General features: G+C 61.7%; 15 protein-coding genes. 10 read left to right on the top strand and 5 right to left on the bottom strand.

Annotated elements, in window-relative coordinates; genetic code table 11:
* Nucleotides 1–104 precede the first annotated feature (104 nt).
* The 3 genes from AB9L16_RS24465 (at nucleotide 105) to AB9L16_RS24475 (ending at nucleotide 3,993) form a co-directional block, all read left to right on the top strand.
* The gene (locus AB9L16_RS24465) at nucleotides 105–1,445 is read left to right on the top strand and encodes a M16 family metallopeptidase (RefSeq protein ID WP_375122818.1); all 1,341 of its coding nucleotides are present in this window, start codon (nucleotides 105–107) and stop codon (nucleotides 1,443–1,445) included.
* Nucleotides 1,442–2,914 (top strand): M16 family metallopeptidase, encoded by a 1,473-nt coding sequence (locus AB9L16_RS24470; RefSeq protein ID WP_375122819.1) that lies wholly within the window; start codon nucleotides 1,442–1,444, stop codon nucleotides 2,912–2,914. Before AB9L16_RS24465 ends, AB9L16_RS24470 begins: the two co-directional genes overlap by 4 nt.
* Before the next feature lie 71 nt (nucleotides 2,915–2,985).
* Nucleotides 2,986–3,993 (top strand): hydrolase, encoded by a 1,008-nt coding sequence (locus AB9L16_RS24475; RefSeq protein WP_375122820.1) that lies wholly within the window; start codon nucleotides 2,986–2,988, stop codon nucleotides 3,991–3,993.
* Between the two features lie 252 nt (nucleotides 3,994–4,245).
* Here the strand turns inward: AB9L16_RS24475 and AB9L16_RS24480 are convergent, their stop codons facing one another.
* Both AB9L16_RS24480 and AB9L16_RS24485 read right to left on the bottom strand, forming a co-directional pair.
* On the bottom strand, nucleotides 4,246–5,100 hold the full coding sequence (locus AB9L16_RS24480) for a sulfurtransferase (RefSeq protein ID WP_375122821.1): 855 nt from the start codon (nucleotides 5,098–5,100) through the stop codon (nucleotides 4,246–4,248).
* Nucleotides 5,101–5,131: 31 nt separating this feature from the next.
* Nucleotides 5,132–5,803: a TetR/AcrR family transcriptional regulator gene (locus tag AB9L16_RS24485; RefSeq protein ID WP_016772708.1), complete on the bottom strand. Its 672-nt coding sequence runs from the start codon at nucleotides 5,801–5,803 to the stop codon at nucleotides 5,132–5,134.
* A gap of 147 nt (nucleotides 5,804–5,950) precedes the next feature.
* Here AB9L16_RS24485 and AB9L16_RS24490 point away from each other — a divergent pair, with 147 nt between their 5' ends.
* From AB9L16_RS24490 to AB9L16_RS24510, 5 genes are all read left to right on the top strand, one after another.
* Nucleotides 5,951–7,381, top strand: coding sequence for a coniferyl aldehyde dehydrogenase (locus AB9L16_RS24490; protein ID WP_375122823.1), 1,431 nt, complete (start codon nucleotides 5,951–5,953; stop codon nucleotides 7,379–7,381).
* 29 nt (nucleotides 7,382–7,410) lie between these two features.
* Nucleotides 7,411–7,956, top strand: a complete 546-nt coding sequence (locus AB9L16_RS24495; protein ID WP_375122824.1) for a twin-arginine translocation pathway signal protein — start codon at nucleotides 7,411–7,413, stop codon at nucleotides 7,954–7,956.
* A 131-nt stretch (nucleotides 7,957–8,087) separates the two neighbouring features.
* Nucleotides 8,088–9,683, top strand: coding sequence for a GMC family oxidoreductase N-terminal domain-containing protein (locus AB9L16_RS24500; RefSeq protein WP_375122825.1), 1,596 nt, complete (start codon nucleotides 8,088–8,090; stop codon nucleotides 9,681–9,683).
* A gap of 115 nt (nucleotides 9,684–9,798) precedes the next feature.
* Complete coding sequence (gene coaD, locus AB9L16_RS24505; RefSeq protein ID WP_003229157.1) at nucleotides 9,799–10,278, top strand: pantetheine-phosphate adenylyltransferase; 480 nt, start codon at nucleotides 9,799–9,801, stop codon at nucleotides 10,276–10,278.
* 148 nt (nucleotides 10,279–10,426) lie between these two features.
* Nucleotides 10,427–10,678 carry a YfhL family 4Fe-4S dicluster ferredoxin gene (locus tag AB9L16_RS24510; protein WP_003195146.1) on the top strand — a complete coding sequence of 84 codons (252 nt, stop codon included), beginning with the start codon at nucleotides 10,427–10,429 and terminating at the stop codon, nucleotides 10,676–10,678.
* 125 nt (nucleotides 10,679–10,803) lie between these two features.
* Here the strand turns inward: AB9L16_RS24510 and AB9L16_RS24515 are convergent, their stop codons facing one another.
* From AB9L16_RS24515 to AB9L16_RS24525, 3 genes are read right to left on the bottom strand one after another with little or no spacing between them, the layout of a single operon-like run.
* Nucleotides 10,804–11,127, bottom strand: a complete 324-nt coding sequence (locus AB9L16_RS24515; protein WP_252877061.1) for a multidrug transporter — start codon at nucleotides 11,125–11,127, stop codon at nucleotides 10,804–10,806.
* 56 nt (nucleotides 11,128–11,183) lie between these two features.
* Nucleotides 11,184–11,996: a bifunctional DNA-formamidopyrimidine glycosylase/DNA-(apurinic or apyrimidinic site) lyase gene (mutM, locus tag AB9L16_RS24520; protein ID WP_150743578.1), complete on the bottom strand. Its 813-nt coding sequence runs from the start codon at nucleotides 11,994–11,996 to the stop codon at nucleotides 11,184–11,186.
* A 12-nt stretch (nucleotides 11,997–12,008) separates the two neighbouring features.
* Nucleotides 12,009–12,821 carry an HDOD domain-containing protein gene (locus AB9L16_RS24525; RefSeq protein ID WP_161984078.1) on the bottom strand — a complete coding sequence of 271 codons (813 nt, stop codon included), beginning with the start codon at nucleotides 12,819–12,821 and terminating at the stop codon, nucleotides 12,009–12,011.
* Nucleotides 12,822–13,049: 228 nt separating this feature from the next.
* Between AB9L16_RS24525 and AB9L16_RS24530 the strand changes: the two genes are divergently transcribed.
* On the top strand, nucleotides 13,050–13,589 hold the full coding sequence (locus AB9L16_RS24530) for a type 1 glutamine amidotransferase domain-containing protein (RefSeq protein ID WP_064364734.1): 540 nt from the start codon (nucleotides 13,050–13,052) through the stop codon (nucleotides 13,587–13,589).
* A gap of 162 nt (nucleotides 13,590–13,751) precedes the next feature.
* Complete coding sequence (locus AB9L16_RS24535; RefSeq protein ID WP_016772700.1) at nucleotides 13,752–14,948, top strand: class I SAM-dependent rRNA methyltransferase; 1,197 nt, start codon at nucleotides 13,752–13,754, stop codon at nucleotides 14,946–14,948.
* Nucleotides 14,949–14,985: the final 37 nt, after the last annotated feature.

Genomic DNA, 14,985 nt, shown 5'->3' on the forward strand with positions numbered 1-14,985 from the left:
TCCGCACTGCGCTGTAGCGTGCGGTAGATGGTTACCGCACCCAGTGCCTCGCAGTCCGCCACAGTGGTTACCGCAATCTGCGTTAACCACTGAGGATTTCGCGTATGGATACGCTCTGCAGCCGGATGCTGCTTTTTCTTGGCCTCGCGCCGTTCATGACGCTGGCCGCCACGCCCCCGCCGACTCATCAATTCACCCTGGAAAACGGTTTGCAGGTACTGGTGCGCGAGGATCACCGTGCGCCGCTGGTCACTTCGCATTTGTGGTTCAAGGTCGGCTCGGCAGACGAGGCGCCGGGGCAAGCCGGGCTATCGCACGTTCTTGAACACATGCTCTACAAAGGCAGCCGCAAGACCTGCGCCGGTGAGGCTTCGCGTCTTTTGGAATCCCTGGGTGCCGAAGAAAATGCCTTCACCGCCGAGGACGTCACCGGCTACTACCAGACCTTGTCGCCGCGCTATCTGGGCGTGGTTTTCGAGCTGATGGCCGACCTGATGACGACTGCTGATTTGCACGTCGACGACCTGAAAACCGAACTGGCAGTCATCCGCGAAGAGCGCCAGCTGCGCATCGACGACGATGTCGACGCCGCTGCGCTGGAACACTTCACCAGCCAGGCGCATGTCGCCAACAGCTATCGCATGCCAGTCATCGGCTGGATGCACGACCTGCAGCACGTGGACGCCAAGGAACTTCGCCATTGGTATCAAAGCCGTTATGCGCCGGGCAACGCCGTACTGGTGATCGTCGGCGATGTCACGCTCGCACACGTGCAGCCGCTGGCCGAGCGCTATTTTGGCGCGCTCGCAAATCGTCCCGTGCCGCGCCTGTTACGGCCCGTGGAGCTGAAAGTGCCGGGCGAACGCAGACTGACCTTGCAGCGCCATGTCCCAGCAGAGCGGTTGCTGATGGCTTTCAATCTGCCCGGACTGGCCACGACCAAAGACCTGCACACCGTGCACGCCCTGCGCCTGATCAACGCGATACTCGGCGGCGCACATGGCGCGCGCCTGCAAAAGAAACTGATTTTTACCGACCGCGTTCTCAATCGTGTCGACACTCACTACGACGAACGGACGCGCGGCGACAGCCTGCTGCTGTTGACTGCCGAGCTGGCCGATCCGCCGCTGACCGATCTTGAAGGTGCGCAAGCGCGGGTGTGGGAGCAGATCGAAACGTTGCGCACCACACCACCGTCGGCAGAAGAGCTCGAGCGGGCACGCACGCAACTGATCGCGCAGCAGGTGTATGCCCGCGATTCGATTCAGGAACAGGCGCGTCAGCTGGCCAGGCTCCAGGCCATCGGCTTGCCTTGGCGAATACTCGATGAAGATGCAGCTGCATTGGCGAAAGTGACGCCGCAACAGATCCGCGAAGTGGCCGCCACGTGGCTGACACCCGAGCGTCTCAGCGTTGCCCACGTGCGCAAGGTGGACGTCCGATGAGCAGGTCCTCAAGGCGCACGGGGTTGGTCCTGATGTGGCTGTCGGCTGCGGCGGCTTGCGCTGATGGTCAGCCTGAACAAGCGCGGACATCGCGCCTGCAATCGCTCAGCGAAGTCCAGGCGCTGGAAATCAAGCCGCGCGCATTGCAGATCAGGGGCTGGAAAACCCTGACCGGCACCAAGGTGCTGTTCGTGCGCACGAGCGATCTGCCGATGTTCGATATTCACGTCAGCTTCGCCGCAGGCAGCGCCCGCGACGGTAGCCTGCCGGGCCTGGCTGCCACGACCTTTTCCATGCTCAATGAAGGTATCCCCGGCAAGGATTTGTCCGCCATCGTCGAAACCTTCGACGGGCTCGGCGCGCAATGGGAAATGGACATCGATCACGACCGTGCCGTGTTCTCCCTGCGCAGCCTCAGCGATCCGGCCAAGCGCCTACCGGCGATGGATCTGTTGACGCGAATATTCAGCGAGCCATCGCTCAGCGCCCAGCGCCTGCCGCCAGTGAAAGACGAACTGCGCGCCGCGCTCATCGCAGAGCAAGGCGATGCCGCGGGTCTGGCCTCGCAGAGCATCAAGGCACTGCTTGCGCCGGACAGCCCCTACAGCCTTCCGGTCTATGGCACGCAATGGGGCCTCAATGCCGTGACCCGGGCCGCCGTGGAGGATTTCCATCGCCGCTATTACGCTGCCCGACATGCGCAAATCACCCTGGTCGGCGACCTCACTCTGGACCAGGCACAAGCGATCAGCCTGCAGATCAGCAATGCCCTGCCCAAGCCTCCTGACGCGCTGGTGTCTTCAGCAATGGCAACACCCGGAAACGTCCAGTCCAGTCACCTGGAACTGAATCAACTGCAGACCCACATTGCCTTGGCCCAAATCAGCGTGCCGCGACGACATGCCGATCACACCGCCTTGTACGCCGCCAGTCAGATTCTCGCCGGAGGCAGCAACAGTCGGTTGATGAATGAACTGCGGCACAAGCGCGGACAGGTTTATGACGTGTATGGCGCCAGCGTCAATTGGGCTGGTGGCGCCGGGTTGCTGACCGTCACCTTGCAGACCGGTAGCTCCATGAGCGACAGCACCGTCGCTTTGGTGCGCTCGATGCTCAATGATTTTCTTCGGCAAGGGCCGACCGCCCCGGAACTCGAGCACCTCAAGCGCAGGCTGGCCAACAGAAATGTGCTCACCAGCGCCAGCAACCGGCACATTCTGGCCAGACTCGTGGAGATCAACCGCTACGACTTGCCGCTCGATCTGGATTACACAATGCAACAAGTGCAGAGGCTGACGGTGGACGACATCAAACTCGCCATGAACCGTCACTTGTCTGTTGATCGCTGGGTGTCGGTTACGGTAGGCCCCAGTGTCGAGCAACAGCCACTGCCTGGACCGGAGGTTGCGCCGATCGGTCAGGCTGAAGAGGACATGTGTCGCGCCGACCCGGGCTTTGTGGCAAGTTAGGCGCTTTCGTTGAGAAGCGACAGCCCGCCCTGTGCGCCGGTCGCTTTACGCAAGACCTGTCGAGATTTGCCGTGCATTCACCGTCCCCGCTTCCCGCCTCGCGTTTCGTTCCGGCCTTCGGCCTCGGCAATCCGCATCTGCAAACCCTGTGGGGTCCGCTGTGGCGCAAGACCGTGCACATCGAGCGCGAACGCGAACGCCTGTGGCTCGAGGACGGCGACTTCCTCGACCTCGACTGGCACGGCCCGCACAGCGCCGAGGCGCCGTTGGTACTGGTGCTGCACGGTTTGACCGGCTCATCCAATTCGCCCTATGTGGCGGGCATTCAAAAGGCCTTGGCCGAGCAGGGCTGGGCCAGCGTCGCGCTGAACTGGCGCGGTTGTTCCGGCGAGCCGAATCTGTTGCCGCGCAGCTACCACTCCGGCGCCAGCGAAGACCTTGCCGAAGCCATCCAGCACCTGCGCGCGAAACGACCGTTGGCGCCGTTGTACGCGGTCGGCTATTCGCTGGGCGGTAATGTGCTGCTCAAGCATCTCGGTGAAACCGGCAGCAACAGCGGTGTGCTCGGCGCGGTGGCGGTGTCGGTACCGTTCCGCCTCGATCAATGTGCCGATCGTATCGGCCAGGGGTTTTCGCGGGTTTATCAGGCGCATTTCATGCGCGAAATGGTCGCCTACATCAAGAACAAGCAGCGCCAGTTCCAGCATGACGGGCGCGAAGACGGCCTGGCGAAACTGGCCGCGCTCGGCTCGCTGGAAAACATGCGTACGTTCTGGGATTTCGACGGCCGGGTCACCGCGCCGCTGCATGGTTTCACCGATGCCGAGGATTACTACCGCCGCGCCTCGAGCCGCTACTACCTAGGCGAGATCCGCACGCCGACGCTGATCATTCAGGCAGCGGATGATCCGTTCGTATTTCCCCACAGCCTGCCGCAAGCCGATGAGTTGTCAGCCTGCACCCAGTTCGAATTGCAAACGCGTGGCGGTCATGTCGGTTTCGTCGACGGCTCGTTTCGCCAGCCCGGGTATTACCTGGAGCGGCGCATACCACAATGGCTGGCCGCACTCGGTCAATGAACGCCGCATATCCCTTGCAGGAGTGAGCCTGCTCGCGATGGCGGTGGGTCAGTCTGGAAATTCAATGCCTGACAGGACGCCTTCGCGAGCAGGCTCGCTCCCACAGGGATTTGTGTCGGCATGAAAATGCATGGCACAACCTGATTCAATGTGGGAGCGAGCCTGCTCGCGAAAGCGGTGAGTCAGTTGGCATTTAACTCACAGACATACCGCCATCGCGAGCAGGCTCACTCCTACAGGAGATCGCTGTGTTTATTCGCCGGTGGCAATGCCGCGCGACGGTTCGTTGATCCACTCGCTCCACGATCCGGCATACAGCGCCCCCAGCGGGTAGCCAGCCAGGCACAGTGCAAACAGGTTATGACACGCCGTTACCCCGGACCCGCAGTAGGCGACCAGTTCCGACGGTGAGCGATCACCCAGCTTCGCCGCAAAGCGCTGCTTGAGCTGCTCCGCCGGCAAAAAACGTCCATCACTGCCGAGGTTGTCGGTGAACGCCGCGCACTGCGCGCCGGGAATGTGCCCGGCGACCGGATCGATCGGTTCCACTTCGCCCTTGAAGCGCGGCAAGGCGCGGGCGTCGAGCAGGGTCAGGGTTGGCTGGCCGAGGCGCTGCTGCAATTGTTCGGCGCTGAGCAACAGGCTCATGTCCGGCTGACCACTGAAGTTACCCGACGTCACGCTCGGCGGATCCAGGCTCAGCGGCAGGCCGGCCGCGTGCCAGACCTTGAGCCCGCCATCGAGAATGAATACGCCGTCGCGCTTGCCCAGCCATGCCAGCAACCACCACGCCCGCGCCGCGTATGCACCCGGGCCGTCGTCGTACAAAACCACATCGCTGTCGTTGCTGATGCCCCAGGCTTGCAGGCGCTCGATCAACACCGCCGGCTCGGGCAACGGATGACGTCCGGTCACGCCCTTCTCGACTTTACCGCTCAGATCCCGTTCCAGATCGGCGAAACTCGCCCCGGCAATATGCCCTTCGGCGTAGCTGCGCTGGCCGTAATCCGGATCTTCGAGGGCGAAACGACAATCGAGAATCACCAGCCCCGGCTGCTCTTTGCGAACGTCCAAAGCTTGTGGGCTGATCAACTGCGCAATCGACATAACGGGCTCCTGTGGAATTCGGCTGAACGGTTTATTTCACGTCTTCAAGGGCCTGCGCCAGCGGCACATAGAATTCGTCGAACAGTGCGTTGACTTCATCCCGCGCCTGATCGGTGACAAACCCTGCCTCAAGCACCAGCACCTGATACACGCCACGCTTCACGGCCTGTTCGCTGAGGTGGTTGGAGTTTTCCCGCGTGGTGCACAGAAAACGCACCCACGAGGTCAGGATGATCCACGCATTGAGGGTCAGCGATTCGATCTGCACGCGATCCATTTTCAGGATGCCGGCGGCGACAAAACCTTCGTAGATAGCGGCCCCCTGGATCACGCAGCGCTGGGAGAAGCGCCGATAACGCGCGGCCAGTTCCGCATCGCTGTCGAGCAGATGCTCAAGATCGCGATGCAGAAAACGGTAACGCCACATGGCCGAGAGCAGTTCCTTGAGATAGAAACGCTTGTCCTCGACGGTCGCCGGGCGACCCTGAGGCGGACGCAAAAAGCTGTCCACCAGGGCTTCGTACTCACTGAACAACACAGCGATGATCGCCTGCTTGTTGGGGAAGTGGTAGTACAGGTTGCCCGGAGAAATCTCCATGTGCGCGGCGATGTGGTTGGTGCTGACGCTGCGCTCGCCCTGCTGATTGAACAGCTCCAGGCTGTTCTGAACGATGCGCTCGCTGGTTTTTATTCGTGGGGCCATGGCTTGAGCTTTAATTCAGAGTGCGTAGACGGCGCATCTTACGACCTAACCGGAAATGGATAAAACCTTGCCGTGCACGGAAGTCGTTTGACTTTCTAGAGCTTAGACTCTAAAAAGTGCCCATTACAATAAAATCCGGAGCCCGCGATGACTGCCGACATTGCCTACCTGCAAACCCTGCAACAGCCTCTTGAAACCCTCGATCGGCAGTTCCAGGCGCAACGGGCTGCATATGCCGCCAACCCGATGCCGCCGGCCGCGCAACGTCAGCAATGGCTCAAGGCTTTGCGCGATCTGCTCAGCGCTGAGCGGCAGGCATTGATCGAGGCGATCAGCGCCGATTTCAGTCACCGCAGCGTCGACGAAACCCTGCTCGCCGAACTGATGCCGAGCCTGCACGGCATTCACTACGCCAGCCGTCATCTGAAGAACTGGATGAAGCCATCGCGGCGCAAGGTCGGCATGGCCTTCCAGCCTGCTTCGGCAAAGGTTGTTTACCAGCCGCTGGGCGTGGTCGGTGTGATCGTGCCGTGGAACTACCCGCTGTATCTGGCCGTAGGGCCGATGGTCGGCGCCCTGGCGGCGGGCAATCGGGTGATGCTCAAGCTCAGCGAATCGACCCCGGCCACCGGCCTGTTGCTCAAAGAGCTGCTCGCGCGGATCTTTCCCGAAGACCTGGTTTGCGTGGTGCTGGGTGAGGCAGATATCGGCGTGGCGTTCTCACGCCTGCCTTTCGATCACTTGCTGTTCACCGGTTCCACCAGCGTCGGCAAACACGTTATGCGCGCTGCAGCGGAAAACCTCACGCCGGTCACCCTGGAACTGGGCGGCAAGTCGCCGGCCATCGTCTCCACAGACGTACCGCTCAAGGACGCCGCCGAACGCATCGCCTTCGGCAAGACCCTCAACGCCGGGCAGACCTGCGTCGCGCCCGACTATGTGCTGGTGCCGGAAGACCGCGTCGGCGCCTTCGTCGAGGCCTACCGTCAGGCTGTGAAAGGCTTCTACCCGACCCTGGCCGACAACGCCGACTACACCGCGATCATCAACGAACGCCAGATGGCCCGACTGAACGGTTACGTCAGCGACGCGACCAGCAAGGGCGCGCTGCTGATCCCGTTGTTCGAACAAGGCCAGGGCCGACGCATGCCGCACAGCGTGCTGCTCAATGTCAGCGATGAGATGACGGTGATGCAGGACGAAATCTTCGGCCCGTTGCTGCCAATCGTGCCTTATCGCGATCTGGAGCAGGCATTCGCTTACATCAATCAGCGGCCTCGTCCTCTGGCTCTTTACTACTTTGGCTACGACAAACGCGAACAGCATCGCGTACTGCACGAGACCCATTCCGGCGGCGTATGCCTGAACGACACCTTGTTGCATGTCGCTCAGGACGATATGCCCTTCGGTGGCATCGGCCCCTCGGGCATGGGCCATTACCACGGCCACGAAGGTTTCCTGACCTTCAGCAAGGCCAAGGGCGTGCTGATCAAACAGCGCTTCAACGCGGCCCGGCTGATCTACCCACCCTACGGCACATCGATTCAGAAACTGATTCAGAAGCTGTTCATTCGCTAAACGTTCGTCGACGCCGGGTAATAAAAACAATGCACCCAAGCCTGACCGAAACACCTGCCCTGTCGCGCCGTGGCCTGCTGAAATTCAGCCTCGGCGCCAGCGCGTTTCTCGCCACCGCCGGCCTTGGCGCCAGCCTCACTGGCTGCTCGTCGAGCGTCAGCGCCAACGGTTTCGTCAGTTTGCGCGACGGCGATCTGCTGTTCCTGCGCGCGCTGATCCCGGTGATGCTCGACGGCGCCGTCGCCGCCGGGGAAATGCCCGCAGCGCTAGACGGCACGCTGAAGTCGCTGGACTACAGCCTCGATCACCTGTCGCCGGAAATGCTCAAGCTCACTCGGCAACTGTTCGATGTGCTCGGCATGGCCGTGACCCGTGGCCCGCTCACCGGCATCTGGGGCAGTTGGGAAAACGCCAGCCCTGAGGCGATGCGGCATTTCCTCGAACGCTGGGAGAACAGTTCACTGAGCTTGCTGCGCATGGGCCATAGCTCGTTGCAGCAGATGGTGATGATGGCCTGGTACAACCGCGCCGAGTCCTGGGCGCATTGCGGTTATCCCGGTCCGCCGAAGGTCTGAAACCAGGGCGCGGCCTTCGCGAGCAGGCTCGCTCCCACATTTGAAATGCATCCCCCTGTGGGAGCGAGCCTGCTCGCGAAGGGGCCTGCTGCATCACCTCAGCATCCAGAATAATAAAGAGAACCTGACCGATGCCCGTACCCGATCCCTTCCGCGAAGGCCTCGCCCGAGGCTGGAAAACCTACAACGGCGCGCAACTGAGCGACGACCTCACCCTCGAAGCCGACGTGGCGATCATCGGCAGTGGCGCCGGCGGCGGCACCACGGCAGAGATCCTCAGCGCGGCCGGCTACAAAGTCCTGCTGATCGAAGAAGGCCCGCTGAAGACCAGTTCGGATTTCAAGCTGCTCGAAGACGAGGCTTACAGCAGCCTCTACCAGGAAGGCATCGGGCGCATGAGCAAGGACGGCGCGATCACGATCCTGCAGGGCCGCGCGGTCGGCGGTACGACGCTGATCAACTGGACCTCGAGCTTCCGCACACCCGAGCCGACCCTCGAGCACTGGGCCAGCGAGCACAACGTCAAAGGCCATAGTCCGGCAGAGATGGCGCCGTGGTTCGAAAAAATGGAGCAGCGCCTCGGCGTCGCGCCGTGGATGGTGCCGCCCAATGCCAACAACGATGTGATCCGCAAAGGCTGCGAGCAACTCGGCTACAGCTGGCACGTGATCCCGCGCAACGTGCGCGGCTGCTGGAATCTGGGCTATTGCGGCATGGGCTGCCCGAGCAATGCCAAGCAATCGATGATGGTCACGACCATCCCGGCGACGCTGGAAAAGGGCGGCGAGCTGCTGTATCTGGCGCGGGTGGAGAAGCTGCTGATCAGCGGCGACAAGGTTACCGGGCTGCATTGCGTGGCGATGGACGAACGCTGCGTCGAGCCGACCGGGCGCAGCATCACCGTCAAGGCGCGGCATTACGTGCTGGCCGGCGGCGGCATCAACAGCCCGGCGCTGTTGCTGCGCTCCGACGCACCGGATCCGCATGAGCGCGTGGGCAAGCGTACTTTTCTGCATCCGGTGAACATGTCCGCCGCGCGTTTCGCCGAGGTGGTCAATCCGTTTTACGGCGCGCCGCAGTCGATCTATTCCGACCATTTTCAGTGGAAGGACGGCACCACCGGGCCGATGGCTTTCAAACTCGAAGTGCCGCCGCTGCACCCGGCGCTGGCGGCCACGCTGCTGGGTGGTTTCGGCCGGGAGAACGCCCGGCACATGGCCGACCTGCCGCACACCCACGCAATGCTGGCGCTGCTGCGCGATGGCTTCCACCCGGACAGCAGCGGTGGCTCGGTGGAGCTGCGCGGCGACGGCTCGCCGGTGCTCGACTATCAGGTTTCGCAGTACGCCTGGGACGGTTTGCGCCGGGCCTTTCACGTCATGGCCGAAATCCAGTTCGCCGGAGGCGCGCAATCGGTCATGCCGATGCACGCCGACGGTCGCTATGTGAAGACACTGGCTGAGGCGCGCTCGCTGATCGACGGGTTGAGCCTGGAGCTGTACCGCACGCGACTGGGCAGTGCCCACGTGATGGGTGGTTGTGCGATGGGTGAAGATCCGAAAAGCGCGGTCGCTGACAGCCTCGGCCGCCATCATCAACTGAGCAATCTGTCGATTCACGACGGCTCGCTGTTCCCCACCAGCATCGGCGCCAACCCGCAGTTGTCGGTGTATGGCCTGACCGCGCAACTGGCGACAGCCTTGGCTGATCGGCTGAAAAATCCATGAAAAAGCAGAATATTCCTATCGTCTATAGTGCTTTCTTACCCAACAGGCGACTTGGCCGACCGGGAAGGCTGCGATACCATCCGACTCCCCAACGGACTCCCGCCAGGACGACGCGATGAACCGAGTGTTGTACCCAGGTACCTTCGACCCTATTACCAAGGGCCATGGCGATCTGGTCGAACGCGCCTCGCGCCTGTTCGATCACGTGATCATTGCGGTCGCCGCCAGCCCGAAAAAGAACCCGCTGTTCCCACTGGAACAACGGGTCGAACTGGCTCGCGAGGTCACCAAACACCTGCCGAACGTGGAAGTGGTCGGTTTCTCGACGCTGCTCGCGCATTTCGCCAAAGAGCAGAACGCCAATGTGTTCCTGCGTGGTCTGCGCGCGGTCTCGGACTTCGAATACGAATTCCAGCTGGCCAACATGAACCGCCAACTGGCACCGGATGTGGAGAGCCTGTTTCTCACACCGTCGGAGCGTTATTCTTTCATTTCCTCGACGCTGGTGCGGGAGATTGCCGCGCTGGGCGGCGATATCAGCAAGTTCGTCCACCCGGCCGTGGCCGACGCGCTGACCCTGCGCTTCAAGAAGTAGGAGCTGCCGCAGGCTGCGATCCTTTCGTTTCTGGATCGCAGCCAAAGAGTGCCCTTGATCGCCCCCGCGTGCACTGCGAGCGTCAATGCGGCACAATTGCGCGCATTGATTTATAGCGCCCGGGCCTGCCGCCCCGGCTGGAGTTAGCATGTCCCTGATCATCACCGACGATTGCATCAACTGCGACGTCTGCGAACCCGAGTGCCCGAACGCCGCCATTTCCCAAGGCGAAGAGATCTACGTGATCGACCCGAACCTGTGCACCCAGTGCGTCGGCCACTACGACGAGCCGCAGTGCCAGCAGGTCTGCCCGGTGGATTGCATTCCACTGGACGAAGCCCATCCGGAAACTGAAGAACAGTTGATGGAGAAGTACCGCAAGATCACCGGCAAGGCCTGATCTCTTCAGTGCCCGTCCGGCCCTCTTCGCGAGCAGGCTCGCTCCCACATTTGCAATGCATTCTCCTGTGGGAGCGAGCCTGCTCGCGAATGGGCCATCAGCCACACCCCTGAAACCCGATCAGCTCACTCGCGCTGTTCGAACCCCTCCCCTGTACACCCCAGACACCGCACAAACGCCGCTTTCGCCGGGTCGACCACCAGCGCCTGACCGGCATCGCCAACACCGCCGCCGAGCGCGGTAAACGGCAACGACACCACAAACGCTCCCGCACCGATCACCGTGGCCACCACCAGCAAAGGTCGGGCAATCAGCAGGTCGCCAAGCATGGCGTAGGCCGGGGGATTCTGGATGGTGTATCGCGGGTCACCGCTGCCGTTTTCCGAGGCGTGAGCAGCCAGACTGGAACACAGCAGCAGCGTGACGAAGAAGACTTGCAGGAGTTTCATGGCACGATCCTTCGGGCTGAACAGTGAGACTTCCCACTATAGACCCAAGGATTTTTTCAGGTCTGGCAGCGCGGGCAAAACACGCTGGCGCGCTGACCGAGCTTCACTTCACGCAGACCGGTGCCGCAGACCTTGCAGTGCTGCCCTCCCCGGCCGTAGACAAACAGTTCCTGCTGGAAATAGCCGGGCTGACCGTCGCCGCCAATGAAATCGCGCAATGTCGTGCCGCCACGCTCGATGGCGGCGGCGAGGATGCGTTTGATCTCGATCGCCAGTTTCAAGTAACGCCCGCGGGAAATGCTTCCGGCTTCGCGGCGCGGGTCGATGCCGGCGGCGAACAGCGCTTCGGTCGCATAGATATTGCCCACCCCGACCACCACCGCGTTGTCCATGATGAACGGCTTGACCGCCATCGAGCGCCCGCGTGACAGCTTGAACAATCTTTCGCCATCGAACAGATCGGTCAGCGGCTCCGGTCCGAGGCGAATCAGCAGTTCGTGATTGAGCGGGTCGTTGCTCCACAGCATCGCGCCGAACCGTCGCGGGTCGGTGTAGCGCAGGGCCAGACCCGATTCCAGTTCGATATCGACGTGCTCGTGCTTCAACGCCGGCAACCCGGCCTCGACCAGACGCAGGTTGCCCGACATGCCTAAATGGCTGATCAGCGTGCCGATCTCGGCGTTGATCAACAGGTATTTGGCGCGCCGCTCCACCAGCACGATGCGCTGCCCGGACAGGCGCACATCGAGGTCTTCGGGTATCGGCCAGCGCAGGCGCCGGTCGCGGACGATGACGCGGCTGACCCGCTGGCCTTCCAGGTGCGGTGCGATCCCGCGACGGGTGGTTTCGACTTCCGGCAGTTCAGGCATGGTGTCCTCGGATCAATGCGCGCCGAGGTCGCGAATCGTTTGTTTGAGTGTTTCGAAGTCGTAGTCCGACAGACCGACGTAATCGAGCACCAGCGGGCCGACCGCGTTCCACTCGAAATCTTCGCTCTGGTTGCCCAGCACGCGATAAGAGGCGCAGATGTGCTCGGCCATTTTCAGAATCGCCAGCAAGTTTTTCAGCTGGCTGTTCTTCGACGATTCGTCGCTGAAAATCGCCAGCGCGTTGTGGTGGTTGGCGATGGCGGCGCTGACATGCTCCGGCAGGCGCCAGGACTTGGCCGTGTAGTAACCGACCACGGCGTGGTTGGTGTTGAACACACGGTTTTCCGTATCGACCACGCGGCATTCCGGGCTGGCGCTGGCGTAGGCCTCTTCCAGCACGGTCATGTAATTGGGGAAACGCTGCAGCATCAATGGCACGCCGCAATCGTGGAACAGGCCCAACGCATAGGCTTCGTCACCGGCCTGGGTGCCGATGCGCTTGGCCAGGGTCAGGCAGGTCATCGCCACATCCTGCGCGGTGTCCCAGAAACGGTTGAGGGTGACGATGGTGTCGTCGTTCATCTCGCCCTTGATCGACTGCGCGTTGATCAGGTTGATGATCGAGCGGCTGCCCAACAGGTTCACCGCACGCTGGATCGAGGTGATCTTGTTGCTCAGGCCGTAATACGGCGAGTTGACGATTTTCAGCAGCGCGCCGGACAGGCCGGGGTCCTGGGAGATCAGCTTGGCGATCACCTCCAGGTCCGGATCGGGCATGTACTGCTCCATTTGCAGATCCACCATGATCTGCGGTTGCGCCGGCACACTGATGCCTTGCAGCGATTGTTGAATCTGTTCGGTGGTCAGCTCTTGGGACATAAGTACACACTCCGGGGCAGGCGGCGATTCTAACCGCTGAAACGGCAGGGCGACACACCGATGGACACATCGCCGGAACTTTCATCTGCGTCCAGGCTTCGGAATCTGTAGGGCGCATCGGACCTCAACGGTTCGCTGCGAAGGCAAAATCTCCACAGACTCAGGAGCTTACCGATGGCAACTTCCCTCAATGGCAAACGCGTCGCTATTTTGGTTACCGATGGTTTCGAACAGGTCGAACTGACCGGCCCCAAGGATGCCCTGGAGCAGGCCGGCGTGCAGGTCGATATCCTTTCCGCCGAGGCTGGCACGGTCAAAGGCTGGAACCATGACAAGCCGGCGGACGACTTTCCGGTCGCCAACACCTTCCAGGCCGTGAGCATCGATCAATACGATGCCGTGCTGCTGCCGGGTGGTGTGCAAAATTCCGACACCATCCGTATCGACCAGGATGCTCAGCATCTGGTCAAGACTGCCGCTTCGGCGGGCAAGCCGATTGCCGTAATCTGCCACGGCAGCTGGTTGCTGATCTCGGCGGGACTGGTCAATGGCAAGACCATGACCAGCTACAAAACGGTCAAGGACGATCTGGTCAATGCCGGGGTCAACTGGGTCGACCAGGAAGTGGTCAAGGACGGCAACCTGATCAGCAGCCGCCAGCCGGATGATGTGCCGGCGTTCAGTCAGGCCCTGATTGACGCACTGGCTGCATAAGAGCTGAAATCGCTTTCGCGAGCAGGCTCGCTCCCACAGGTGAATGCATTGCAAGTGTGGGAGCGAGCCTGCTCGCGAAGGGGCCATCCGCTTTTCATCGCAGGCCAGACCGGAGCACGCGTCAACACGCTATACTCCCGCTCTTTTTTCCGGAGCGACGTCATGTCCCTGCCTAGCCTGCGCCTCAAAGCCAACGCCGACCGTCGCCTGCGCAACGGCCACTTGTGGGTCTACAGCAACGAAATCGACGTGGCCGCCACGCCTCTGCACGGCTTCAAGGCCGGCGATCAGGCGGTGCTCGAAGCCGCTGGCGGCAAGCCGTTGGGCATCGTCGCCATGAGCCCGAACAACCTGATCTGCGCGCGCCTGCTGTCGCGCGACATCAAACTGGCACTCGACAAGTCGTTGCTGGTGCACCGTCTGAACGTCGCGCTGTCGTTGCGCGAGCGTCTGTTCGACAAGCCGTTCTATCGTCTGGTCTACGGCGACTCCGACCTGCTGCCGGGTCTGGTGGTCGATCGTTTCGGCGACATTCTTGTGGTGCAGATCGCCTCGGCGACCATGGAAGCGCACAAGGACGACGTGATCGCCGCGTTGACCCAGGTGCTCAAGCCAAGCGGCATCCTGTTCAAGAACGACTCCGCAGCCCGCGACGCCGAAGGCCTCAACCGTTATGTCGAAACCGTGTTCGGTCTGGTGCCGGAGTGGGTAGCGCTGGAAGAAAACGGCGTGAAGTTCGAGGCACCCGTCATTCAAGGTCAGAAAACCGGCTGGTTCTACGACCACCGAATGAACCGCGCGCGCCTGGCACCCTACGCCAAAGGCAAACGCGTGCTCGACCTCTATAGCTATATCGGTGGCTGGGGCGTGCAGGCCGCCGCGTTCGGCGCCAGCGAAGTGTTCTGCGTCGACGCCTCCGCATTCGCCCTCGACGGTGTAGAGCGCAACGCTGCGCTGAACGGTTTCGCTGACAAGATGACCTGCATCGAAGGCGATGTCTTTGAAGCGCTGAAGGAACTGAAAGCCAGCGAAGAGCGTTTCGACGTGATCGTTGCCGATCCGCCAGCGTTCATCAAACGCAAGAAAGACATGAAGAATGGCGAAGGCGCCTACCGTCGTCTGAACGAGCAAGCCATGCGCCTGCTGACCAAGGACGGCATTCTGGTCAGTGCTTCGTGCTCCATGCACCTGCCGGAAGATGATCTGCAGAACATCCTGCTGACCAGTGCCCGTCACCTGGACCGCAATATCCAGATGCTCGAGCGTGGCGGTCAGGGTCCGGATCATCCGGTGCATCCGGCCATCGCTGAAACCCGTTACATCAAAAGCATCACCTGCCGTCTGCTGCCCAACAGCTGATTGCGCTTGAACACCGGGGAGCCAATGAGCTCCCCGT

Source organism: Pseudomonas sp. LW8, from assembly GCF_041956865.1.
GTDB lineage: Bacteria > Pseudomonadota > Gammaproteobacteria > Pseudomonadales > Pseudomonadaceae > Aquipseudomonas > Aquipseudomonas siliginis.

Bases quoted from the DNA above. Each gene is read 5' to 3' on its own strand.
- coaD (WP_003229157.1), top strand. From the start codon at position 9,799: ATGAACCGAGTGTTGTACCCAGGTACCTTCGACCCTATTACCAAGGGC.
- AB9L16_RS24470 (WP_375122819.1), top strand. From the start codon at position 1,442: ATGAGCAGGTCCTCAAGGCGCACGGGGTTGGTCCTGATGTGGCTGTCG.
- AB9L16_RS24495 (WP_375122824.1), top strand. From the start codon at position 7,411: ATGCACCCAAGCCTGACCGAAACACCTGCCCTGTCGCGCCGTGGCCTG.
- AB9L16_RS24465 (WP_375122818.1), top strand. From the start codon at position 105: ATGGATACGCTCTGCAGCCGGATGCTGCTTTTTCTTGGCCTCGCGCCG.
- mutM (WP_150743578.1), bottom strand. From the start codon at position 11,996: ATGCCTGAACTGCCGGAAGTCGAAACCACCCGTCGCGGGATCGCACCG.
- AB9L16_RS24485 (WP_016772708.1), bottom strand. From the start codon at position 5,803: ATGGCCCCACGAATAAAAACCAGCGAGCGCATCGTTCAGAACAGCCTG.
- AB9L16_RS24530 (WP_064364734.1), top strand. From the start codon at position 13,050: ATGGCAACTTCCCTCAATGGCAAACGCGTCGCTATTTTGGTTACCGAT.
- AB9L16_RS24515 (WP_252877061.1), bottom strand. From the start codon at position 11,127: ATGAAACTCCTGCAAGTCTTCTTCGTCACGCTGCTGCTGTGTTCCAGT.
- AB9L16_RS24480 (WP_375122821.1), bottom strand. From the start codon at position 5,100: ATGTCGATTGCGCAGTTGATCAGCCCACAAGCTTTGGACGTTCGCAAA.
- AB9L16_RS24490 (WP_375122823.1), top strand. From the start codon at position 5,951: ATGACTGCCGACATTGCCTACCTGCAAACCCTGCAACAGCCTCTTGAA.
- AB9L16_RS24535 (WP_016772700.1), top strand. From the start codon at position 13,752: ATGTCCCTGCCTAGCCTGCGCCTCAAAGCCAACGCCGACCGTCGCCTG.
- AB9L16_RS24500 (WP_375122825.1), top strand. From the start codon at position 8,088: ATGCCCGTACCCGATCCCTTCCGCGAAGGCCTCGCCCGAGGCTGGAAA.
- AB9L16_RS24510 (WP_003195146.1), top strand. From the start codon at position 10,427: ATGTCCCTGATCATCACCGACGATTGCATCAACTGCGACGTCTGCGAA.